Source organism: Brevibacillus sp. FSL K6-0770 (assembly GCF_038000275.1).
Lineage (GTDB): Bacteria > Bacillota > Bacilli > Brevibacillales > Brevibacillaceae > Brevibacillus > Brevibacillus parabrevis.
Map to the genome: position 1 here is coordinate 2,568,204 of NZ_JBBOBQ010000001.1, position 22,065 is coordinate 2,590,268.

At 54.7% G+C, this 22,065-nt stretch carries 24 protein-coding genes; 17 read left to right on the plus strand and 7 right to left on the minus strand.

The features are described 5' to 3' along the window. Positions 1–3 precede the first annotated feature (3 nt). The 13 genes from NST23_RS12630 to NST23_RS12690 all read left to right on the plus strand — a co-directional run bounded on the left by NST23_RS12630 (position 4) and on the right by NST23_RS12690 (position 14,078). Positions 4–966: an ornithine cyclodeaminase family protein gene (locus NST23_RS12630; protein ID WP_167470254.1), complete on the plus strand. Its 963-nt coding sequence runs from the start codon at positions 4–6 to the stop codon at positions 964–966. 16 nt (positions 967–982) lie between these two features. Continuing rightward, complete coding sequence (locus NST23_RS12635; RefSeq protein WP_173598811.1) at positions 983–1,921, plus strand: dipeptidase; 939 nt, start codon at positions 983–985, stop codon at positions 1,919–1,921. A gap of 30 nt (positions 1,922–1,951) precedes the next feature. Continuing rightward, positions 1,952–3,616, plus strand: a complete 1,665-nt coding sequence (locus tag NST23_RS12640; protein ID WP_340963765.1) for a peptide ABC transporter substrate-binding protein — start codon at positions 1,952–1,954, stop codon at positions 3,614–3,616. 37 nt (positions 3,617–3,653) lie between these two features. Then, on the plus strand, positions 3,654–4,586 hold the full coding sequence (locus NST23_RS12645) for an ABC transporter permease (protein ID WP_173598813.1): 933 nt from the start codon (positions 3,654–3,656) through the stop codon (positions 4,584–4,586). Then, the gene (gene opp3C, locus NST23_RS12650) at positions 4,583–5,611 is read left to right on the plus strand and encodes an oligopeptide ABC transporter permease (RefSeq protein ID WP_242771696.1); all 1,029 of its coding nucleotides are present in this window, start codon (positions 4,583–4,585) and stop codon (positions 5,609–5,611) included. The genes NST23_RS12645 and opp3C overlap by 4 nt, the downstream gene beginning before the upstream one ends. Before the next feature lie 13 nt (positions 5,612–5,624). Beyond that, the gene (locus NST23_RS12655; RefSeq protein WP_217021785.1) at positions 5,625–6,641 is read left to right on the plus strand and encodes an ABC transporter ATP-binding protein; all 1,017 of its coding nucleotides are present in this window, start codon (positions 5,625–5,627) and stop codon (positions 6,639–6,641) included. An 8-nt stretch (positions 6,642–6,649) separates the two neighbouring features. Continuing rightward, positions 6,650–7,627, plus strand: coding sequence for an ABC transporter ATP-binding protein (locus tag NST23_RS12660; protein WP_217021786.1), 978 nt, complete (start codon positions 6,650–6,652; stop codon positions 7,625–7,627). Positions 7,628–7,632: 5 nt separating this feature from the next. After that, positions 7,633–8,955 (plus strand): serine hydrolase domain-containing protein, encoded by a 1,323-nt coding sequence (locus NST23_RS12665; protein WP_173598816.1) that lies wholly within the window; start codon positions 7,633–7,635, stop codon positions 8,953–8,955. Then, positions 8,952–9,905 (plus strand): alpha/beta hydrolase, encoded by a 954-nt coding sequence (locus NST23_RS12670; protein WP_173598817.1) that lies wholly within the window; start codon positions 8,952–8,954, stop codon positions 9,903–9,905. Before NST23_RS12665 ends, NST23_RS12670 begins: the two co-directional genes overlap by 4 nt. Positions 9,906–9,923: 18 nt before the next feature. Next, the gene (locus tag NST23_RS12675; RefSeq protein WP_280648321.1) at positions 9,924–10,565 is read left to right on the plus strand and encodes an FMN-binding negative transcriptional regulator; all 642 of its coding nucleotides are present in this window, start codon (positions 9,924–9,926) and stop codon (positions 10,563–10,565) included. A 1-nt stretch (position 10,566) separates the two neighbouring features. Continuing rightward, positions 10,567–11,637: a M42 family metallopeptidase gene (locus tag NST23_RS12680; protein WP_242771689.1), complete on the plus strand. Its 1,071-nt coding sequence runs from the start codon at positions 10,567–10,569 to the stop codon at positions 11,635–11,637. A gap of 72 nt (positions 11,638–11,709) precedes the next feature. Further along, positions 11,710–13,311: a serine hydrolase domain-containing protein gene (locus tag NST23_RS12685; RefSeq protein ID WP_280648322.1), complete on the plus strand. Its 1,602-nt coding sequence runs from the start codon at positions 11,710–11,712 to the stop codon at positions 13,309–13,311. Between the two features lie 320 nt (positions 13,312–13,631). Beyond that, positions 13,632–14,078: a hypothetical protein gene (locus NST23_RS12690; RefSeq protein ID WP_122963495.1), complete on the plus strand. Its 447-nt coding sequence runs from the start codon at positions 13,632–13,634 to the stop codon at positions 14,076–14,078. Between the two features lie 80 nt (positions 14,079–14,158). Here the strand turns inward: NST23_RS12690 and NST23_RS12695 are convergent, their stop codons facing one another. The 3 genes from NST23_RS12695 to NST23_RS12705 all read right to left on the minus strand — a co-directional run bounded on the left by NST23_RS12695 (position 14,159) and on the right by NST23_RS12705 (position 16,497). Continuing rightward, positions 14,159–14,329 carry a hypothetical protein gene (locus NST23_RS12695; protein WP_340963767.1) on the minus strand — a complete coding sequence of 57 codons (171 nt, stop codon included), beginning with the start codon at positions 14,327–14,329 and terminating at the stop codon, positions 14,159–14,161. Positions 14,330–14,442: 113 nt separating this feature from the next. Beyond that, the gene (locus NST23_RS12700) at positions 14,443–14,919 is read right to left on the minus strand and encodes a GNAT family N-acetyltransferase (RefSeq protein WP_340965183.1); all 477 of its coding nucleotides are present in this window, start codon (positions 14,917–14,919) and stop codon (positions 14,443–14,445) included. A 126-nt stretch (positions 14,920–15,045) separates the two neighbouring features. Continuing rightward, entirely contained in the window at positions 15,046–16,497 is a 1,452-nt protein-coding gene (locus tag NST23_RS12705) for an amidase family protein (protein WP_340963769.1), read from the minus strand. Between the two features lie 125 nt (positions 16,498–16,622). On the opposite strand from NST23_RS12705, the gene NST23_RS12710 reads away from it, so the two are divergent. Continuing rightward, on the plus strand, positions 16,623–17,318 hold the full coding sequence (locus tag NST23_RS12710; RefSeq protein WP_340963771.1) for an HAD family hydrolase: 696 nt from the start codon (positions 16,623–16,625) through the stop codon (positions 17,316–17,318). Here NST23_RS12710 and NST23_RS12715 read toward each other — a convergent pair. From NST23_RS12715 to trhO, 3 genes are all read right to left on the minus strand, one after another. Beyond that, a complete protein-coding gene (locus NST23_RS12715) occupies positions 17,311–17,775 on the minus strand; it encodes an NUDIX hydrolase (RefSeq protein WP_340963774.1) in 465 nt (154 codons plus the stop codon). The genes NST23_RS12710 and NST23_RS12715 overlap by 8 nt on opposite strands. A 20-nt stretch (positions 17,776–17,795) precedes the next feature. Further along, entirely contained in the window at positions 17,796–17,999 is a 204-nt protein-coding gene (locus NST23_RS12720; protein ID WP_340963777.1) for a hypothetical protein, read from the minus strand. 220 nt (positions 18,000–18,219) lie between these two features. Continuing rightward, positions 18,220–19,164, minus strand: a complete 945-nt coding sequence (gene trhO, locus NST23_RS12725; RefSeq protein WP_122963485.1) for an oxygen-dependent tRNA uridine(34) hydroxylase TrhO — start codon at positions 19,162–19,164, stop codon at positions 18,220–18,222. Positions 19,165–19,372: 208 nt separating this feature from the next. Here trhO and dut point away from each other — a divergent pair, with 208 nt between their 5' ends. Continuing rightward, positions 19,373–19,909, plus strand: coding sequence for a dUTP diphosphatase (gene dut, locus NST23_RS12730; RefSeq protein ID WP_122963484.1), 537 nt, complete (start codon positions 19,373–19,375; stop codon positions 19,907–19,909). A gap of 93 nt (positions 19,910–20,002) precedes the next feature. On the opposite strand, the gene NST23_RS12735 is transcribed toward dut, so the two are convergent. Then, positions 20,003–20,305, minus strand: coding sequence for a DUF3846 domain-containing protein (locus NST23_RS12735; protein ID WP_122963651.1), 303 nt, complete (start codon positions 20,303–20,305; stop codon positions 20,003–20,005). A gap of 154 nt (positions 20,306–20,459) precedes the next feature. Here NST23_RS12735 and NST23_RS12740 point away from each other — a divergent pair, with 154 nt between their 5' ends. Together NST23_RS12740 and NST23_RS12745 are read left to right on the plus strand one after the other, a co-directional pair. Beyond that, positions 20,460–20,774 carry a hypothetical protein gene (locus NST23_RS12740; RefSeq protein WP_173595853.1) on the plus strand — a complete coding sequence of 105 codons (315 nt, stop codon included), beginning with the start codon at positions 20,460–20,462 and terminating at the stop codon, positions 20,772–20,774. A gap of 187 nt (positions 20,775–20,961) precedes the next feature. Further along, a complete protein-coding gene (locus NST23_RS12745) occupies positions 20,962–22,029 on the plus strand; it encodes a sulfate ABC transporter substrate-binding protein (RefSeq protein ID WP_173595854.1) in 1,068 nt (355 codons plus the stop codon). Positions 22,030–22,065 lie beyond the last annotated feature (36 nt).

The following is a 22,065-nucleotide window of genomic DNA, read 5'->3' on the forward strand; positions in this document are numbered from 1 at the left end:
GTCATGGCAAAAGTGCTCGTAATCAATCAGGAATTGTTTGCGGAGATGTTGAGCTTCCGTGAAGCGATGGAGACGGTGGAGCTGGCTTTTTCCCAGTTTGCTCAAGGCAAAAGCGCCGTTTTCCCGTCCGTTCGCGAAAAAGTCGGGGAGCACAACGGGATTTACAGCATCAAATCAGCGTATTTGAGTGAGGAGTCAGCGATTGGCCTGAAGACAGGCGGCTTCTGGAGCGACAATTGGCAAAGCGGCAAAACAAACCATCAATCCGTCATGCTGCTGCTTTGTCCGCAAACGGGCGAGCCGACGTGCCTCCTGGACGCCAATCTGCTGACGGCGATCCGCACAGCGGCGGCAGGGGCGATTGCGGCCAAATATTTAGCCCGCCAAAAGAGTAAGTCGGTCGCACTGATTGGCGCAGGCGTCCAGGCAAGAGCGCAGCTGGAAGGGCTGCTGCACCTGTTTCCGCTTGAAACCGTTTCCGTCTACTCCCGCACAGATGCTTCGGCAGCCAGACTGACCGAGGAAATCACGCGGATGGGACTCGGCGCCAGACAAGCCGCTTCGGCGCAGGAAGCGGTCGAGCAAGCCGATATTGTCGTCACGACGACACCTGCCTTTTCGCCTGTGCTCAAGTCGTCGTGGCTGCAGGCGGGAACTCATGTGAATGCGATGGGAAGCGATACGAGCGGGAAAAGGGAGATCGAGCTGGATCGGCTGCCGGACAAGCTCGTCTGCGATTGGTGGGAGCAAGCTTCGCACCTGGGAGAATTGCAAGGACAGCCTTCCCGCGACAGTCTGTTTGCAGAGCTGGGACAAATTACGAGCAAGGAAAAGCCGGGACGCCAATCGGCGAGCGAGATTACCTTGTTCGACTCGACGGGGATCGCCGTTCAAGATTTGAGCGTTGCCGCGTTTGTGTATCGCAAGGCGAAGGAGACGGGCAAGGGCATGTATGTAGACTTGTAAGGGGGGACAGCCTGTTATGCACGTAGTTGATCTGCATTGCGACACGTTGTTGAAAATGTGGCTGTCAAAAGGCGAGCTTGCTTTCGCCAATGCACCACAGTTGGAGTCGAACAAAGCGCGTTTGCAGCAAGGCGGAGTAAAAGTTCAAGTTTTCGCGCTGTTTCCGCCGCCGGACTTGTCTGTGGAGCAAAAGCTTTCGTCTGTGCTTGCGCAAATGGATTATTTCCATGAGGAAGTCTTGGGGAAAAATCCCGAGATGAAGCAAATCAAGGAATGGGACGACAGCGATCGGCTGCGAGACGGAGAAATCGGAGCGCTGCTCTCGCTGGAAGGAGTGGATGCGATCGGAGAAGACTTGTCCATGTTGACGACGCTGTATCAGTTGGGGGTGCGCTCTGTCGGATTGACCTGGAATCATGGGAATCTCGCTGCGGGCGGAGCGTTGGACAAAACGGCTACGGGATTGACTTCGTTCGGCGTAAAAGTAGTGAATTTTCTGAATGAAAATCGGCTTTTTACAGATGTCTCGCATTTGCATGAACAGGCTTTCTGGGACGTGATCGAGCTGGCAGCTCATCCTATCGCAAGCCACTCCAATGCAAGGGCGATCCTCGACCATCCGCGGAATTTGTCTGATGAACAGGCGCGGGCGCTGTTCGCCAAAGGGGGTCTGGTCCACGTATTTTTTTCTCCCGCCTTCGTCAAGGAGGGACGAAAGGCTGCGATCCCGGACTTGATCCGCCATATCGAACATTTTTGCGGGTTGGGCGGTGAGCGGTACATCGGAATCGGCTCCGACTTCGACGGCATCTCGATGCCCGAACGCATCGAAGGACTTTCCCATGCAGGCATGATGCAAAATTTGCTGCACGAGCTTTCGCGGTACTATACAGACGAGCAAGTGCGCGGCTTTGCCTCGGAAAATTTTATGCGCAACAGACCACAAAAACGGTAAACAGACAGGAGCATAAGGGGGAAAAGAATCATGAGGGTAGCAAGCAAGCGGTTCCTTTGTTTCGTGACAGCCGTTCTCGTAAGCGGCGTGGCGCTCGCAGGATGCAACTTCGGGTCGGCTGGGAAAAATGACGCTTCTCCTGCCAGTGAAGGAAAGCAGGGCGAAGCGAGTGCCGTCAAGCAAGTGCTGAATGTGTCCGAAGGCGCGGAGATCGCCACGCTCGATGTGGCCCAGATTTCCGATGCGGTCAGCTCTACGGTGCTCAACAACATCAACGAAGGGTTGTTCCGCTTCGACGACAAGCACCAACCGATCCTCGCGATTGCGCAGGAGCATAAAACGAGCGAGGACGCTTTGACGCATACGTTTTTGTTGCGCGATGCGAAATGGGCGAACGGCGATCCGGTAACGGCCCAAGATTTTGAATACGGCTGGAAGCGGGTGTTGCGGGAAGTGGGGCCATTCGGCGTATTTTTCGAAATGGCCGGGATTGCGAATGCCGACAAGATTTTGCAAGGCGAGAAGAAGCCGGACGATTTGGGCATCAAGGCGATTGATGCGAAGACGCTGGAAGTGAAGCTGGACAGAGCGAATCCACTGTTCCTGCCGCTTCTGCCACTTGCCCCGTTTTTGCCGCAAAACGAGAAATTCGTGGAAAAAGCAGGCGACAAGTATGGCCTGGAGTACGACCAGGTGCTGGCGAACGGACCTTTTGTTCTGAACGACTGGAAGCACGAGCAAAGCTGGCAATACAAGAAAAACGAATCCTACTGGGACGCCGCGAACGTCCAGTTGGACGAGATCAATGTCTATATCGTAAAGGAACCTTCGGCAGCCGTCAACCTGTATGAAACGGGGAAGCTTGATCGCGTGACAGGTCTGACCTCCTCTTTGGCTGACGCTTACAAAGGCAAGGAAGATTATCAAAAAGTAGCGACTCCGACGACCATTTTTATGCGTCTGAATCCCGATGTTGCCGCTTTCCAAAACGAAAATATCCGCCGGGCGATCGGCATGGCGATTGACAAGGAAAGCTTGACAGACGTCGTGTTAAACGATGGTTCAATCCCGCTGTACGGCTTGGTGCCTGCTGCGTTCTCCCTCTCGCCGGACATGAAAGATTATCGTGTGCTGAACGGACAATTGAACAAAGGAACGGTCGAAGAAGCGAAAACATTGTGGCAAAAAGGCTTGGCTGAAATCGGACAAAGCGGCCTTGCGACGTCCATGATTGTGGCGGATCAGGAATACATGCGACAAACTTCCGAGTATTTGAAAGCGCAGTTGGAAACGAATTTGCCCGGCTTCAAGCTCAAGCTGAAAACCGTTCCGTTCCAGCAGCGGATCAAACAGGAAAAAGCGTTTGAGTATGAGATCGCTTTGTCCACATGGGGGCCGGATTACATCGACCCGATGACGTATTTGGACATGTGGGTGACGGGCGGACCGGCGAACCGGATGAAGTATTCCAACCCGCAGTTTGACCAGCTGGTGGCACAGGCCAACAAGGAGCTGGACCCGCGGAAACGGTACGACATCTTGCTGCAACTGGAAAAAATCATCATCGAAAAAGATGCGGCGGTCGTCCCGCTGTATCAATACGGGGAAGTCATTTTGCAGAGCCAAAAAATCAAAGGGCTGATCTGGCATCCGAGCGGTCCGGAGTTTACGTACAAATGGACGCATATGGAGTAAGGTTGAAAAGCCAGGCGCGGAAATGGGAGGCATGCGGATGAGACTGTATTTTTTGAAACGACTGGGAGTCATGCTGACGACTTTGTTCATCATTGCGACCGTGACCTTTTTCCTGATGAAATTGCTTCCAGGCACCCCGTACAGCAACCCGGACAAGCTGTCCGAGCAGCAATTGGCTTCGTTGAATCAAAAATACGGACTGGATCAGCCGCTGCCCGTTCAATACGCCCGCTACCTGGGGAATTTGGTTCAAGGTGATTGGGGCGTCTCCTTTCAATTCAAGGGGCGCCTGGTCACGGACATCATTTTCAAGCGGATCGGTCCGTCTGTTTTGATCGGCTTTCAAGCCATGCTGATCGGCTCGATTGTCGGACTGGGGCTGGGGATTCTCTCGGCGCTGCGTCAGAACAGCCTGTTTGACCTGGGAGCCGTCACGATGGCTGTCCTGGGCATGTCGATCCCTTCGTTCGTATTCGCGGCGCTGTTGCAATATTACGTGGGCGTCAAGCTCGGCTGGCTGCCGCCCGGACTTTGGGAGGATTACTCTTATTCCATCCTGCCTTCCTTGGCGCTATCCGTGACGGTGATAGCGGCAGTCGCCAGGTTCATCCGCACGGAAATGCTGGAGGTGCTCACGCAGGACTATATTTTGAGCGCGCGGGCCAAAGGGATTTCGGAGTTTGCCGTGGTGTGGAAGCACGTCGTGCGCAATTCGCTGATCCCGGTCGTGACCATGCTTGGGCCAATGGCGGTGTCGATCATGACCGGAACATTGGTGATTGAGAAAATTTTTTCGGTGCCAGGGCTGGGGGAGCAGTTCATTTTATCCATCATGGTGAACGACTACAGTGTGATCATGGGCATTACGCTCTTTTACAGCACGTTGTTCATTCTGGTCGTGCTTTTGGTCGATATGATCTACGGGATTTTGGACCCGCGCATTCGTGAAAAATGGGGGGAAAGCACATGAGGACTTTGCCGGCAACCGGGACGTCCCCGCATGAAATAACAGACGATTTGTTTGTGCACGAGCCATTTGCAGCAGAAGCAGCGATGGAGGTTGCGGCTTCAGCTGCGGATTCGCCCTGGAAGGCTGCGCTCAAACGGCTGGGAAAAAATCGCGGAGTCGTCCCTGCCTTCGTGTTGATCATGGTCATTACGGTGCTGGCTTTTGTCGGGCCGCTGCTGACCCCATACACTTATGACGGGCAAAATGTGGCCCATTCCAACCTGCCGCCGAAAATAAGCGGGCTGGGGTGGCTCGGGTTTGACGGGCTGGACAGCAACGGAGCCGATCTGTACGCGAAACGGAATATAACGGAGGCGCACTGGTTCGGCACGGACGAATTTGGCCGGGATATGTGGATGCGGGTGTGGAAGGGCACGCAAATTTCGCTGTTGATTGCCCTCGTAGCTGCCTTGCTGGACTTGTTCATCGGCGTCCTTTATGGCGGGATCTCGGCTTATTACGGCGGAAAAATCGACAACGTCATGCAGCGCATCATTGAAGTGCTCGTCGGCATCCCCAATCTGATCGTCATTATCTTGTTCATTCTCATCTTGGAGCCGGGAATCACGTCGATCATTTTGGCGATGGCGATTACAGGCTGGGTCGGGATGGCGCGGATTGTCCGCGGACAAATTTTGCAGCTAAAAGGTCAGGAATTTGTGCTGGCTGCGCGGTCGCTCGGGGTTTCCAACAGCCGGATCATGTTCAAGCATTTGATCCCGAACGCGCTGGGGCCGATCATCGTCACTTTGATGTTCACACTGCCGACCGCGATATTTTTTGAAGCGTTTCTGAGCTTTATCGGGCTTGGTCTACAGGCGCCGCTCGCCTCGCTTGGGGTTCTGATCAACGACGGCTACAAAGGGATGCGGCTGTTCCCTTACAAGCTGGTGATTCCCGCCGTGATGATCAGTTTGATCATGATCAGCTTCAACCTGCTTGCGGACGGGCTGCGCGATGCGCTCGATCCGAAAATGACGAAATAAGGAGGGGATGTCGATGAATCAACCGATCCTGACAGTAGACGGCTTGCATGTTGCGTTTCATTCCCAGCGAGGCGAGGTGCATGCGGTAAGAGGGGTCAGCTTTTGCTTGCAAAAGCAGGAGACGCTCGCCATCGTGGGTGAATCCGGCTCTGGCAAATCGGTCACGGCCAAAGCGATCATGCGGCTTTTGCCGAAGCAGAGCACGAGCATCCCCGCCGGGCAGATCACCTATGCAGGGCAAAACGTGCTGGCGTTGCCTCCGCGAGAGCTTCAGTCGCTTCGGGGAGCGGAAATCTCCATGGTGTTCCAGGACCCGATGACGTCGCTGAATCCGACGATGACGATCGGCCAGCAACTGGTAGAAGGGATCAGCAAGCACCAGCGGCTCGACAAAGCCGCCGCCTATGAAAAAGCGGTCAACATGCTGCAACTGGTCGGCATTCCGAACGCGCAGGAGCGGATCAGGGCGTACCCGCACCATTTTTCCGGGGGAATGCGCCAGCGTGTCGGGATTGCGATGGCGCTTGCCTGCGACCCGAAAGTCCTGATCGCCGACGAGCCGACGACTGCGCTCGACGTGACGGTGCAGGCGCAAATTTTGGAGCTGATGAAGTCGCTTCAGCAACGGACGGGGACGGGCATCATTTTGATCACGCATGACTTGGGCGTTGTCGCCAACATGGCGCAAAAAGTGGCTGTGATGTATGCCGGAGAGGTAGTGGAGACAGGGCTGATTGCGGAAATTTTTTACCGTCCCAAACATCCGTACACGTGGGGATTGCTGCGCTCGATGCCTCGTCTGGATGCCGCTGGCACCGAGCCGCTCATCCCGATTCCGGGTACGCCGCCTGATCTCGCCCGCCAGCAACAAGGCTGCCCGTTCGCCCCGAGATGTGCGCACGTGATGAAGGTGTGCAAACATTTTTCGCCGCCACTCACAGAAGTGTCGAGCGGGCATACAGCCAAGTGCTGGCTGCTCGATCAGCGGGCGCAGCAGCAAGAGCGGCTGGCAGGAGTCGCAGGAGGGTGAATGAGGCCATGAACAACCGCGTACTACTTGAAGTGAACCATCTCAGCAAGCATTTCCAGCTCGGGCCGAATCAGACGCTGCGCGCAGTCGATGATGTCAGCTTTCACATTTGGCAAGGAGAGACGTTGGGACTGGTTGGAGAGTCCGGGTGTGGCAAATCGACGGTGGGCCGGACGCTGTTGCAGCTGTACAAGCCGACTGGCGGCGAAATTCGCTTTGCGGGCGAGCGTGTAAGCGACATGACCGAGCGCAAGGGGCACAAGGCGTACACCAGCCAGATGCAAATGATTTTTCAAGACCCGTACTCGTCGTTGAATCCGCGAATGACTGTCACCGAGATCATTTCCGAAGGGCTGATGATCCATCGTCCGAATCTTGCGAAAAAAGAGCGGAAAGAGCAGGTCAGCGCGCTTCTGGAGCTTGTCGGACTCAGTTCCAGACAGGCGAATCGTTACCCGCACGAATTTAGCGGCGGGCAGCGTCAGCGGATCGGGATTGCCCGGGCGTTGGCAGTCGAGCCTTCCTTTATCGTGGCGGATGAGCCGATTGCCGCCCTCGATGTGTCGATTCAGGCGCAAATCGTCAACCTGCTGATGGATTTGCAGCGGCAAAAACAGCTGACCTATTTGTTTATCGCCCACGACTTGTCCATGGTGAAGCATATTAGCGACCGGATCGCCGTCATGTACCTCGGGCAACTGGTCGAGCTTGCCGCAAGCGATGAGCTGTATGCGCGACCGCTGCATCCGTACACGGAAGCGCTGCTGTCCGCCATTCCCTTGCCTGACCCGGTTCAGGAGCAGTCCAGAGAACGAATCGTTTTGCAAGGCGAGATTCCCAATCCGCTGAATCCGCCAAGCGGTTGTCGCTTTCACACGCGCTGTCCGAAAGCGTTCGACATTTGCGCCAAGGAAATACCGAGCTTTGCGGAAGTGCTTCCGCAGCGTTATGTCAAATGCCATTTGTATGGGGAGAAGGGGGAGTGACACAGATGGCAGTGGAAAACTGGCCTGAGTTCGAAGCATACGTCACCAAGCGGATGGACGAAGAGCAAATTCCGGGCATCGCCATCGCTGTTGCGAAAAACGGAACGGTTGTATACGAGCGCGGCTTTGGCTATGCCGATTTGCAAACGAAGCGGCCGATTGGCCCCGACACGCTGTTCGGGTGCGGCTCCGTCACGAAGTCGCTGACGGTGCTGGCGCTGCTTTCGCTGGTGGAAGCAGGGCGCTTATCCCTGGATGATCCGGTATGCGCGCATCTTCCCGAGTTCAAGCTGTGCGGCATGGATGACCCCGGCATGGTAAAAGTCCATCATTTGATGTCGCACACGAGCGGCTTGCCGCCTCTTCCCCGCAAACCGGAAATCAACAGGCTGGAAGACCACCTCACGTACATCGCGGGGCAGGAGTACGAGCTGTTGGGCAAACCGGGCGAGTATTTCAGCTACTCGAACGATGCCTTTTTGCTGCAAGGCGCGATCATCGAACGGCTGACGAACCGTCTCTACCGCAGATTCGTCACGGAAACGATCCTCGCTCCGCTTGGCATGCACCGCTCCACGTACAGTCTGGAAGAAATTGCGAAAATGGCTGACGTCTCTGTACCGTATATGAAAAACAACGAGACAGGCAAGTTGGAAGCGGTGCCGTGGCCGAGTCTGGGAAATTACGAGGTGGGCGGCGGCTTGCGCTCTACGGTCAACGATCTGTTGCGCTACGGCGCGGCTTTTGTAGGCGGCGAAAATCCGGTCGCAAGCGAAGAGCTGCTGCGCAAAATGTGGCAGCCTGTTCATCAGGTTGGCCGCAAGCAATTTTACGGACTGGCGCTGGAGATCGTTCCCGATTATTCGGGCGTGACGCTCGTCAGCCACGGCGGAAGTCAGCAAGGGGTATCGTCTTGCTTCGGTTTCGTCCCGGAACAGGGGCTTGTCGCAGCTGTCCTGATCAACGCGACGGATATGCCAGCAGGAGACATTTGGCTGGCGGCGGTCAACCAGGCGCTCGGCTTGCCGCTCACGCAAAAAGCAAGCCAGGAGCCGCACTATACGGCGACAAAGGAACAACTGGAAAAGCTCGCAGGCACGTATCAGTCCAGAGAGGGGGGCAGCTTGCAGATTGAGCTTGCCCAAGACAAGCCGACTCTCGTTTTTGGCGGCGAGCGCTACGATTTGCGCGCCAGCGACAGTCAGACACTTGTCATGGAAAAGGACGAGTACCCGATCCGGTTTTTTGCCAATGACGACGAGCAGGCGTGGGCGGCCTTTTTCGGATTTCGCATGTGGACTCGTCAAGAGAAGGGGAGGAAGGCATGAGTGTACATCCGCAAGTAAAGGAAGTATTTCGCAAACAAAGCTTGCTTGGACTGCCAGATACCGAATCTATGACGCCCGCAGAAGCGCGTCTCGCTTTTTCACGAGCGCGGGCCAATCTCTCGGAGCTTGAGACGTCTGTAGCAGCGGTAGAGGATCGGGTGATTGCGGTGGCAGAACAAGGGGGAGCAGAGCTGCCGATTCGTTTGTACACCCCAGGCGGGGAAGGGTTGCCGGAGCTTCTGCCTGTGTTCGTCTTTTTTCACGGGGGCGGCTTCGTGCTCGGGAATATCGAGATAACCGATCGCATTTGTCGCTATTATGCACAAGCGGCGAGCTGCATCGTCGTCTCTGTCGACTATCGCCTCGCGCCTGAGCACAAGTTCCCGACAGCCGTCTCGGATGCGTATGCGGCGACCAAGTGGGTAGTTGAGCATGCGGCTTCCTTCAACGGAGACAGCAAGCGAATCGCTGTTGGCGGAGAGAGCGCAGGCGGCAACTTGGCGGCTGTCGTCTCCTTGCTGGCGCGCGATCGCGGCGAGTTTGGCTTGTGCTGCCAGCTGCTGATCTATCCGGTTGTCTCGTTTGCCCTCGATACGGCGTCTTGTCGGGAATGCGGGAATCAATACAACTTGACTTACGACGAGATGCTCTGGTTCCGCGCTCATTACTTGCAGGATGAGGAACAGATCAACGACCCGCTCGCCTCTCCCTTGCTTGCTGCCGATTTAAGCGGCTTGCCGCAAGCTGTAATCGTCACGGCCGAGTTCGATCCTTTGCGCGACGAAGGAGAGCTGTATGCCGAGCGGCTGGCTTCGTTCGGTGTCGCGGCAAAAGCAAAGCGCTACCTTGGCATGGTGCACAGCTTTTTCAACTTTTCCGGCGAGGTAGACGCGAGCAAAGAAGCGTTGGCCGAAACGGCTGCCGAGCTGAAACGCGTGTTTTACACCTGACAGACAAGGAGGTCGACGATGTTTATTCCCCCATCTTATCGCGAAAACGATATAGAGACGCTAGTAGCCTTTATGAAAAAGTACCATTTTGCTACCATCGTCAGCTTCGACGGGACGATTCCGCTGGCGACCCATTTGCCTTTTTTGGTGGAGCATGAGCACGAGCAGGCGAAGATCACGCTGGTCAGCCACATGGCTTTGGCGAATCCGCAATGGCGAACGTTTGCGGAGCAGGACGTGCTGGTCATGTTCCAAGGGCCGCATGCGTATATTTCGCCGCAATATTATGAAAGCCGCTACGGTGTGCCGACTTGGAACTACGCGGCTGTGCACGTCTACGGCAAGCCTGTCATTTATTCGCAGGCAGAAGACGTCGCGCAGACGCTGTTGCAGACGATCCGCACGTTCGAGCCTGCTTATGAAAAGCATTTTGACGCCATTCCACAAGATTATACAGAAAAGCTGAAACAAGAGCTGGTTGCTTTCGAGATCCAGGTAACGAAAATCGAAGGGGCGTTCAAGCTGAGCCAGGACAAGCCGCTGCCGATTCGCCAACGGGTGGCGGACGCGCTGGCACAAAGCCCGGACACGGTGGTGGCAGAGCTAGGGAACATGATGCAGCGCCAGTTGCCCAAAGCAGAATCAGGAGAGGAGCAATGACATGAGTTTGCAAAAATGGCTGACCGAACTGGACGCGATCCCCGGTGTGGCGGGGGATGAGGAGCGGGTTGCCGCTTACTTGCGGGAAAATTTGCTGGATGTGGTGGACGAGCACCAAAGCGATGCGCTAGGCAACCAGTTTTTCATTAAAAAAGGGAGCGATCCCGACCTGAAAATCATGTTGTGCGCGCATATGGACGAGATCGGCTTTATCGTCAGCTACATTGACGAAAAAGGATTTGTCTGGTTTCACCCGGTCGGCGGTCACGATAGCCGCATGGTGATCAACCAGGTGCTGGACATTCATACGGACAAAGGCGTCGTCAAGGGAGTCACAGGAGCGAAGCCGTCCCATATCGTGACGGCGGAAGAGGCGAAGCTGGCGATTCCGCTTAGCGAGCTGTATGTGGACGTAGGGACGGCGAGCCGAGAGGAAACAGAAGCGCTTGGCGTCACGGTCGGCGATTTCGTCACCTTTTCGCGGGAGGGGCAATTTTTGAACGGCGGCAAAGTGTTTACCGGAAAAGCAGTCGATGACCGCTCCGGCTGCGCCGTCATGCTCGAAGTCATGAAGCGGCTCGCGGGCAAACAGCTCACCGCATCGGTCTATGCGGTCGGCTCGGTTCAGGAAGAAGTCGGGATGCGCGGCGCAGGCCCTGCCGCTTTTGCCGTTCAGCCGGACGTTGCGCTGGCGCTCGATGTCGCGCTCACTGGCGGAACGCCGAAGATCGAAGAGAAAATGATTCCGCTGACGCTTGGCGGCGGCCCGGTCATCCTGTTTTACGAGTGGGTCACCGACAACTGGGCGGGAAGCAGCGTCCCGAAAAAGCTGACGAGAAAGCTGGTGCAAACGGCAGAAGAAAATCACATCCCGTACCAGCGTGGCGTGTATTTGAACTGCGTGACAGACACGTACTCGATCAGCCTCGCTGGCAAAGGAACGGTAGCCGGATGCATCTCGGTCCCGTCCCGTTACATTCACTCTGCCACTGGACTCGTGCATCTGGACGATCTGGAAAACGCGGTTCAACTCCTCGTCGCTTTCATTGAAAGCTTTCGGCAGAAGTGGTAGAGTTGGGAAAAAGAGGCAGAGGTCGACTGATGTAACAGGAAGCTGGTCTGCTGAGCCAGAGGAGGCAAGGTTGTGAGTAGATATGATGCGGAGATAGCGGCAAAAATCGATGACTTGTTCGCAGATTGGCAGCAAGGCGTATGCCCGGGCGGACAGGTTGTGGTTCGCAAAGGCGGGGAAATCGTCTACGAAAACTGCTTTGGCTACGCCAGCGTGGAGCATAGGTTGCCGATCACGGGCGAGACGGTGTTTCATGTTGCATCGGTGTCCAAGCAAGTGACAGTGATGTGTGTACTGCTGCTTCAGGAAGACGGTCTACTGAACGTAGATGACGACATTCGCAGCTACGTGTCGGACATGGTTTCGTTCGCCGAGCCTGTATCGGTGCGCAATCTGATGAACAACGTGAGCGGCATCCGGGATCAGTGGGAGCTGCTCATGCTGCAAGGAGTCCGGCTTGATGACACGATCACACAGTCTGACGCCAAAGACGTTATTTCCACGCAAACGGAGCTGAATTTTCCGCCACTTACCCGCTATATGTACTGCAACTCGAATTTTACCCTCCTGGCCGAAATCGCTGAAAGAGTGTCCGGCAAAAGTTTGAACGAGTTTGCCCGTGAGCGGATTTTTGCCCCGCTCGGCATGGCGCAAACGTGCTTCAAGGATCGGTATTGGCAGGTGATTCCAAATGGCGCGGATTCTTACAAGCGCGTCGGCGGGGAGCTGATTCATGCCGTGCTGAACTACGGCACGTATGGCGCCACTTCGCTGCACACGACCGCAACTGATTTTATGAAGTGGATGGCCAACTTCAAGGAGCCGGTCATTTGCAAACGGGAGACACTTTCCGAGATGTTTGCCTGCCCGACACTGCTGGACGGAACGAAGATTCATTACGCGGGCGGATTGATCGTGAATGATCCTGCTCTGTACCAGGGGCGTCCTTTTATCGGGCACGACGGTTCAGACGCGGCATTCCGCAGTTGTACCGTCCGGTTTCCTGTAGAGGATATCGATATCGCCATTTTCAGCAACACGGATACGGTAGTAATCGGCAGGGCTGCGGAGAAAATCGTCGACTTGCTGCTGGGAGTGGAGCGGAGCGAGGTGGAGCCGCAGGTTTTGCCTGACTTTTACGATGCCGATTTTGCAGACGAGGACGTGGCAGGGACGTATTATTCCGACGGAACGTACGCGCTCATCGCGCAAGTGGTGGGCAAGGGAGATCAGCTGTATTTGCTTGAAGAGTACGGAGCTGCGCCCCTTGTTCAGGTGGAGGGAAACCGCTATCAAGCGGGAACGGCCAACTACGAGCTGTATCTCGGTTCAACAGCCGGATTTCGCTTTGGAACGCGCTGTATCCCACTGAAAAAATGGCAGCCTGATCAGGAATGCGAGGCAGACGGGCTGGCATATGCGGGCACGTACGAGAGCGCGGAGCTGGGAACCGCCTACGAGGTGCTGGTCGAGGACGGGGCGCTCTATCTCTCGCATCGCCGGAACAAAAAGCAGCTGCTGCTGCGCACGGCCCCCGATCAGTTTATCGCCGGAGTCGGAGGAAGCTTGTATGGCGTAACTCTCACTTTTGCGCGAGCAGCCAATCAAGCGGTCAGCGGGTTCCGGGTGTCGACGGGCAGAGCACAAGCAGTAGCCTTCGCCAAAAGGAACTAAGCAGGCACTGAGCCAAAAGAAAAACAGGCTGCCGTACGGACTGGAAAGGTTATCCGTACGGCAGCCTTCATTGCGCTTGTCTCCACCATCAGCTTTCCCGCATTTGTCATTGATTTGTCGCCGTTTTTGCGCTTCGTGGCAGGACTCGATGCGGCAGTTGTCGAATGGTGTTACAGATTGAAAAGTTGTGCCGAAAGAGTCCGTCCGCACCTTTGCGGCGGTTTTTTCTACTTTTCAAAAAAAAGCGCCATTTTCTCTGTCGTCTGTGATTAGGGACCGCCCTTTTTTGGCGAAAATGAAATGGTGAAGGAGTGATGAGGATGGAGCAAGTTCTTCAACTCGTGAAAGATTACTGGCCCGTCGCGGTTTGTATCATAGTCTTGATCTTGGCAGCTCAATGGGTCGTGCGCAGCTTGATTCGGATCATCTCGCTTGCAGCCATCATCGGAGTCGTACTGGTGTTGTTTTTTCACTTCAGCCCGGAGGAAGTCATCCAGATGGGACGGCAAGCGGCGGTGGCTACGCAGGAAGTGGTGGACAAGACGATCACGCCTGTGCTCGACAGCGAACTGAAGGATGCAGACATTACGTTTCAGCCGGACGGCACCTACGAGGTCAAGACGGCGAGCATTCGCATCGTAGGCAAAAAAGGCGAGACGAAGGCGACCGTCTACTACAAGGACGACAAGTGGGAAGTGGACATCGGCCAGCTCGGCAAGCTTTTCGAGGACCGACTGGGCAAGGCAGAACAGCAAACGACTATGTAAAGAAAAACGCATGCACCGATTCGGGGTACATGCGTTTTTTGTGGGCGGAAACAGAAAGGGCAGTCAGGGCGCTCAGACTGTCAACCAATCAGCCAGTACCCGCCCCAGTAGAGCACACCGCTGATGACAACCAGACCGAGAAAAAAGCCGAGACGCATCCGCCATTTTCCCGGGGCAGGGCCGAACAGAAATTCTGCGCCAGCCCAGGTGAACAAGAGGATGGCAGCCAGTATGTTGCCGAAAAGAGCCACGGCACTTCCCTCCTGTGGAGACATTCTCGGTTCTATGTGTGTATACGCTTGGAAGATGCTGGGGTTTCAGAGCGTTTCGAGGCGTTGGCGTCACTTATGCTGCCGTCAAGCCGTCAAGCTTCCCGCACCATGATCAGCTCCTCGACATCACAGCCGCGGGCATTGGAAAATCCCGCGTCTTCTCCTGCCTGGCGGAAGCCGCATTTGTGCAGGACGCGGATCGAACCGACGTTGTCTTTGGCGACGCGGGCGTAAACAGGTCGGACGGGGAGAAGCGCGAGAAAGGCGGTAAGCGCCTGTGTCGCGATCCCTTTGCCCCAAAATGGTTTGCCAAGCCAATATCCGACGGAAGGGCTGCCAAATTGCTCGAAGAAAACGATGTAGCCCGCGATCTGTCCATCGGCAAGCACGGTCATTTTCTCAATCGAGTTGTCTGCCAAAATCTTGTTCCAATGGGCGGTAAAAGCTTGCCTGTCACTCGGGTCTTTAGCGGTAAAGGCGGCCATATGGTTTGCCTCCGGGTCGAGCTGCTGCTCAAACAAAATCGGCAAATCTTCCGCAGTGGTCGGGCGCAAACGAACGTTTTCCAACAAAAATTCACCTCCGATCCTACTGAGCTTGGGATTGGCGTTCTGGCGATTGGTTTGCGACACGAATGGGCGAGAGCAGTGTATCGTCTGTGCCGCTCGCCAGGTTCTCAACAAGGAGTTAAGCTATCAAGCTTGCTCCGTCAAGACAGGCGGGATACGCAGCAAAGTCGCTTGCTCGTAGGCGTAGCCCATGCGCAGAAGGGCAGGCTCCGAGAAGGCCAGTCCAGTCAGCATGATGCCAAAAGGCTTTCCTTGCGCAGTGTAGCCGGAGGGAAGGGCAATGGACGGGTAGCCCGCTTTCGCCGCAATGTCACAGCCCGTGTCTCCCGGGAACAGCAGAGCGTCCAGGTCGTGTTCCTTGAGTGCGGCGTCGATCCCTTGGCGTTGCGACATTTCCAGATCGTACAGCCTTTGCCGCAAATAGGCAGGATCGGTCAAGGTGCCGCTGGTTTGCTCGGACTGCTCCAGTACGCTTTGCCCAAACCGGAGCGCTCTTGCTTCGTGCTTGCGATTGAAGGCGACAATATCTTTCAGGGTGCGGATTGGGAAAGAGGCGGGCAATGTTTTCAAATAGGCATTTACACCTGTCTTAAACTCGTGATACAAAACTTGCGAGTTCCAATCGGCATTTTCAGAAGGAATGCTTACGGAATCGATGACAGTAGCGCCAGCCTGCCGCAGCTGCGAGATAGCGGCTTCGTAAAGAGCGGCTTCTTCCTCGTCGCATTCAGCCAAATAGCCGGAACGCACGACACCGATTCGGGCACCTTGCAGTCCGTTTGCGTCGAGGAAGGGGAGGTAATCGCGGTGGGCCAGCCCTGCGCTTTTTCCGGTCACCGCGTCCTGCGGATCGACACCTGTCAGGACACCGAGCAAAATGGCCGCGTCCGTTACGTTCCGCGTCATCGGGCCTGCCGTGTCCTGGCTGTGGGAAATCGGGATAATGCCTTGGCGGCTGATCAAGCCTACCGTCGGTTTGATGCCGACGAGCGAATTTTTTTTGGCAGGGCCGAGGATCGACCCGGAAGTCTCTGTTCCGACAGCCGCTACGGCAAAGCCTGCCGCGATTCCCGCGCCTGAACCGGAGCTGGAGCCGCCGACATCGAACGCAGGATCGTACGGATTGAGAACTTGTCCGCCGCGCGAGCTGTAGCCGTTCAGCATGTTGTCAGCCATGAAGTTAGCCCATTCGGTCAGATTGGTTTTGCCCAACAGGACGGCGCCTGCTTCGCGCAGACGTGCGGCGACAAACGAGTCTGCTGACGCGTACGAATCGGCCAAGGCGAGCGACCCGGCTGTCGTGTGCATGTTGTCTCCGGTCGCAATGTTGTCTTTAATCAATATCGGAATGCCGTGAAGCGGCCCGCGACTGCCGGATATCGCCCGCTCCCTGTCCAGAGCTTCGGCAATATGCAAGGCATCGGGATTGATTTCACTGATGGCGTTAATGGTCGGTCCCTGTTTGTCGTAGGCAGCGATCCGTTCCAAAAACAGAATGGTCAGCTCACGGGACGTCGTTTGTCCTGCTTCTAATGCAGCTTGCCATTCCAGGATGCTTGCTTCATGGTTCGGCGACATAATTTTCACCTTTTTCTGTTTGATTTGATCTTTCTTAGTTTACCAAATGCAGGGAAGCGGGCAAATGGTTGTGGAACAATTACATGCGGGAATGTTCGTATCATTCAAAAAGGAGCGTGATGCAGATGATACAAGCGGTACTATTCGATCTGGACGGCACTTTGCTCGACCGCGACACTTCGCTCATCCGGTTTGTCCACGACCAGTACGAGCGAATTTCCCAGCTTCAGCACGTCCGACAGGAAACATTCGTGCAACGTTTTATCGAGCTGGATCAGCACGGATACGTATGGAAGGACAAAGTGTACGCGCAGCTCATCGAGGAGCTTGCCATTGCGAAGCTGGAAGCGGCCTTTTTGCTGCAAGACTACCTCTGTCATTTTCAAAAGCATTGTGTCGCGTTCCCGCATCTGCATGAAATGCTTGCCGACCTGCAAAAGCAGGGCATCCGGCTGGGCTTGATCTCAAACGGTTTCGGGCAGTTCCAGTACGACAATGTCAAGGCACTGGGCATCGCGCCTTATTTTGACGAGGTGCTCATATCGGAATGGGAAGGCTTGCGCAAGCCTGATCCGGCGATTTTTCACCGGGCATTGGACAAGCTTGGAGTGCCTGCTGAACAGGCGATGTACATAGGTGACCACCCCGACAACGATGTTCGCGCTAGCAGGGCGGTTGGAATGAAGGCGGTATGGAAACGCTGCTCCCAGTATGCAGTAGCTGCCGACGCTCATGCCGTCATTGACGATTTGGCAGAGATCAGCGCATGGGTACTTCCGTCTTTTCAAGGCCAGATGGGGAGAGGCGCAGACTTCACCTGACAATCGGCGGGGTCACTCCATGTACCCAGTCCAAAATGAACGGAGCCTGATGGGGGTTCAGACTGTCCGGCAATTCGTTTTTGGCAAAAAACTGTTGGCGGGTGCTCTCTTCATTTGTCTGGAGCACGCCTGCGTAGTCCGTGACGCGAAAGATCAGCTGGACGCTAAACACTTTATCCCCATTGGCATACTGGGCGAAGCCATTCTTTCCTGAGTAGAGGCCAAACAATTGCCACTGCAAGACAGTCAGACTGGTTTCCTCCAGCACTTCGCGTTTGAGCGTCTCCGCGAACGTTTCGCCAAGCTCCAGCAGACCGCCGGGAATGCCCCAGATGCGGTTGTGTTTTTGTTGCAAAAGGATGCGTCCCGATTCGTCTTCCAAAATGGCTCCGCAGCCGACTGTGAGCAGCGTTTCGTGGCCGATCAGCTTTCGCATGGTCGAGATATAGTCATTCACAAGCGTTGTTCCCTCCATTATCAACTGGACCGAATGGCTTTCCAGGCGTCGAATAGCAAGGTGAGTCCACAGAACAAAGCGCCTACAAAACCGGTTGTCTTGACGGCCGCTCTCACAAAAGCAGGATCGACATTCATTTCGAGCAGAAAAGAATAGTCAAAGTCGAAGTTGACGAACACAAGCCCGACAATGAAGCCGAGAATGATGCTGAGCTTTTTTTCCATGGCATACGTCTCCTGTTTTTTTTTGACACTTCGCCAAGTAATACGAATGAACGAGCTTTTTGGCAACGATAAAACAAAAAATTCAGAAGAAAGCAAGGGAGGGGATGGGCAAAGCGCGATGGCGGAGATTACCGTATTTCGCACCAAACCAGACTGCGGCGCGCAAAAAAACAAGCTGACTGGCACTAGAGCACAGTCAGCTTGTCTCGTTTTCATATCGTTATGCGTTCGCTCCAGCGGCTTGCAGCTTCGCTTTTTCTTCCTCTTCAACGAAGCGGTTGCGCGGATGCTCGCGGCATTCGTCGGAGCAGGAACGCTTGAATTTTTGCTCGCACTCTGTGCAGCAGAAGTGCTGTTTGTTGCAGAAAGGGTTGGCGCAGTTCACGTAGCGATCTTCCACAGTGCCGCAGTAGTGGCAACGGCCGATAACCACATCTTCTTCGGTATGGTTGATCGGTACGGAGATACGCTCGTCGAATACGTAGCATTTTCCGTCCCACAGGCGGCCTTTTACTTCCGGATCTTTTCCGTAGGTGACGATTCCGCCATGAAGCTGGTACACATTTTCAAAGCCTTGATCCAAAAGCACGCCTGTCAGCTTTTCGCAGCGGATGCCGCCTGTGCAGTAGGTGAGGACTTTTTTGTCTTTGAATTGGCTCATGTTTTCCGCAATCCACTCAGGGAACTCGCGGGAAGAATCTACTTCTGGACGAATCGCGCCACGGAAGTGTCCGAGGTCGTATTCGTAGTAGTTGCGGCCGTCGAGGATGACAACGTCCTCTTGCTGCATCATTTCGTAAAACTCTTTCGGGCTCAAATAGTGTCCTGTTTTCTCATTCGGATCAACGTCGTTTTCCAGACGCCAGGTCACCAGTTCTTTTTTCGCGCGAACAAACATTTTTTTGAATGCGTGTTCTTCCGATTCGTCTATTTTAAACCACATGTCCGCGAAGCGCGGGTCTTTTCGCACGTATTCCATGTAAGCGTCGGTCTGCTCGACAGTGCCGGATACCGTTCCGTTAATTCCTTCCGGAGCGATGATGATCCGTCCTTTGAGTCCGTTTTCCTTGCAAAATTGCAAGTGTTCAGCAGCATACTCCTCGTAGTTTTCCAACGGAGTATACTTGTAGTAGAGCAAAATGCGGTATGGTTTTTGTACTTGCAAGGTACAATCCACCTTTCTTTTTTCAATTGTAGTTTATGACGCAACGGTGATTATATCATAATCCGCAAACAAAAGTGTAGAAAAAGACAGGAATTTGTGATCGTTCTATGAAAACGCGGGCAAGTGGCTGAACTTGCTGGATGGTGGCCCATCTTGTACACTATGGAAGGACATTAGCAGAATGGTGATAGATGAGGAGAGACTTTTGATGAATCAGACAAATGATCGCCTGGTTGCCCAGGTCAAACTAAAAAAACTGCACCCGGAGGCAGTCATTCCCCAATACGCCCGTGCCTTGGACGCGGGATTTGACCTCGTTGCCGTCGAAGACGTGTTGATTGCTCCGGGGCAAACCGTCAAAATCCCGACCGGACTTGCTTTTGCACTGCCAGAGGGCTACGAGCTGCAAGTGCGTCCGCGCTCCGGCATTGGCGCGAAAACAAAACTGCGCCTGCCGAACGCTCCGGGCACGATCGATGCGGGATACCGCGGAGAAGTGTGCGTCTTGATGGAAAACATCCGCATTCCGTCCGGCAAGATCGGCAACGTCTGCCTGGATGCGGGAGAAAAAGAAGTGACGGTAGACACAGAAGTGGATTCTCACAGCTATTTCATCAAAAAAGGCGACCGCGTCGCGCAAGGCGTAATCGGTGTCGTGCCTGTTGCCCGTTTCGAAGTGGTAGACGAGCTGGATGAGACTGAGAGAGGCGCTGGCGGCTTCGGCAGCAGCGGCATTAACGGATAAGACAGCCCTAAAAAAGAACAGACCCCTGACTCCGAGCAAGTGTGCGAGACACATGCGCTGACGGAGGAGGGGTCTTTTTGTTTTTGGCAGCTGCTATTTTTTGGCGGCGAGAAACTGGTCGATGACACGAATGTCGTCCTCGCTAAGAGAACGGCCGTCTGCCTTGACGAACACACACGGGCCATATACCCAGTCGAGGTAGCCGTCTGCGGTAATCGGAAAATTGTTGGCCAATACACCTCGTCCGTCTTCATTCACGATCAGCGAGATCCCTTCCAGATGGTCGTCCGTCACCACTTCAAAATCCCCATCGACCAGCTCGGATAAAGCATCCGTATCGGCAATTTCGGCAATCGTTGCGTCCTCATGCGGACGTTTGACATAAACGGTGATCACGATCATTCACTCCTTTTGTCCCATCATAACCGAAAGCCAAAAAATGCGCGAGAGTGTTGGCTGGGATTGCGCGGAATATGTTGCGAGCGGATGGAAAAAGCGGCAGTGCGGAAGGGCAAAAAGGCGGCGAGAAGCGAAAAAACGGTGGTGCGAAGTGGAAACCGGCAGCGAGAAGCGAAAAAACGGTGGTGCGAAGTGGAAAACGGCAACGAGAAGCGAAAAAACGGCTGTGCGAAGCGGAAAAACGGTAGCGAGAAGCGGAAAAACGGTAGCGAGAAGCGAAAAAACGGTGGTGCGAAGCGGAAAAACAGCAGCGAGAATCGAAAAAACGGTGGCGCGAAGTGGAGAATGGCAACGAGAAGCGAAAAAACGGTGTGCGAAGCGGAAAACCGATAGCGAGATGCGAAACAACGACAGCGGGGAGCAAATCACTGGCATTCGGAAGCTGCTCCCCCTGCTTACCGAGTAGCTAAACGAACGTACAGCCACACGCCATACGTCTTTTTTGCGCCGCCGTTTCTCACCTCGCCCAGCTAGTGGGCATAAAGTGGATGGGAATATGATTGACAGCGATAAAAAGGCAGGTATAATCGTAGATAACTAAGTATTCCGAGTAAAATAGTATAGATTAAAAATGAGGAGTGAAGGTCACCAGTATGAACACCACAAAGGGCAATATTCAATCCATCCTGCAACGCATCGGGATCGTTGCCGTAGCTATCGCTTTGGGAGGATGCTCGGCTGCGTCGCAAGGAACAGGGACAAATGGGAGCGGGGAAGCGGGCGGCTCACAGACCGTCGAGCTGCTGAACGTCTCGTATGACCCGACCAGAGAATTTTATCAGGAAGTCAATGCGGAATTTGCCCAGGAGTGGAAGGCGAAAACCGGACAGACGCTCAACGTCAAGCAGTCGCACGGCGGCTCCGGCAAGCAATCCCGATCCGTCATCGACGGTTTGGAAGCGGACGTGGTGACATTGGCTTTGGCGTACGACATCGACGCGATCGCCGAGCAGGGACTGATTGCGGCAGACTGGCAAAAAAAGCTTCCGGAAAACAGCTCTCCCTACACGTCTACCATCGTTTTTCTCGTGCGCAAAGACAACCCGAAGCAGATCAAAGATTGGGATGATCTGGTCAAACCGGGCATCTCCGTCATCACGCCGAACCCGAAAACTTCCGGTGGCGCCAGATGGAACTACCTCGCCGCATGGGGATACGCCCTGAAGAAAAATGGCGGTGACGAAGCCAAGGCAAAAGAGTTCGTGGGAGCCTTGTTTAAAAACGTGCCTGTGCTCGATTCGGGAGCGCGCGGATCGACGACGACGTTTGTCGAGCGCGGGATTGGCGATGTGCTGATCGCCTGGGAAAATGAAGCGTACTTGGCTGTGAACGAGCTGGGCAAAGACAAATTCGAAATCGTCAATCCGTCTCTCAGCATCCTGGCAGAACCTCCGGTAACCGTCGTCGACAAGTATGCGGAAAAGCACAAGACAAAAGAAGTCGCCGACGCCTACTTGCAATTCCTGTACACGAAAAAAGGGCAGGAAATTGCGGCGAAGCATTACTATCGCCCACGTTCCGCGGAAGTGCTCAAAGCGCATACGCCTGCGTTTCCTGAAATCGAAATGTTCACAATAGATGAACTTTTTGGCGGCTGGACAAAAGCTCAACAAACGCACTTCTCCGACCAAGGCGTCTTTGATCAGCTGTACAAACCGTAATCCAGTCCATAACCTATCCTGCCATCAGAGGAGTTA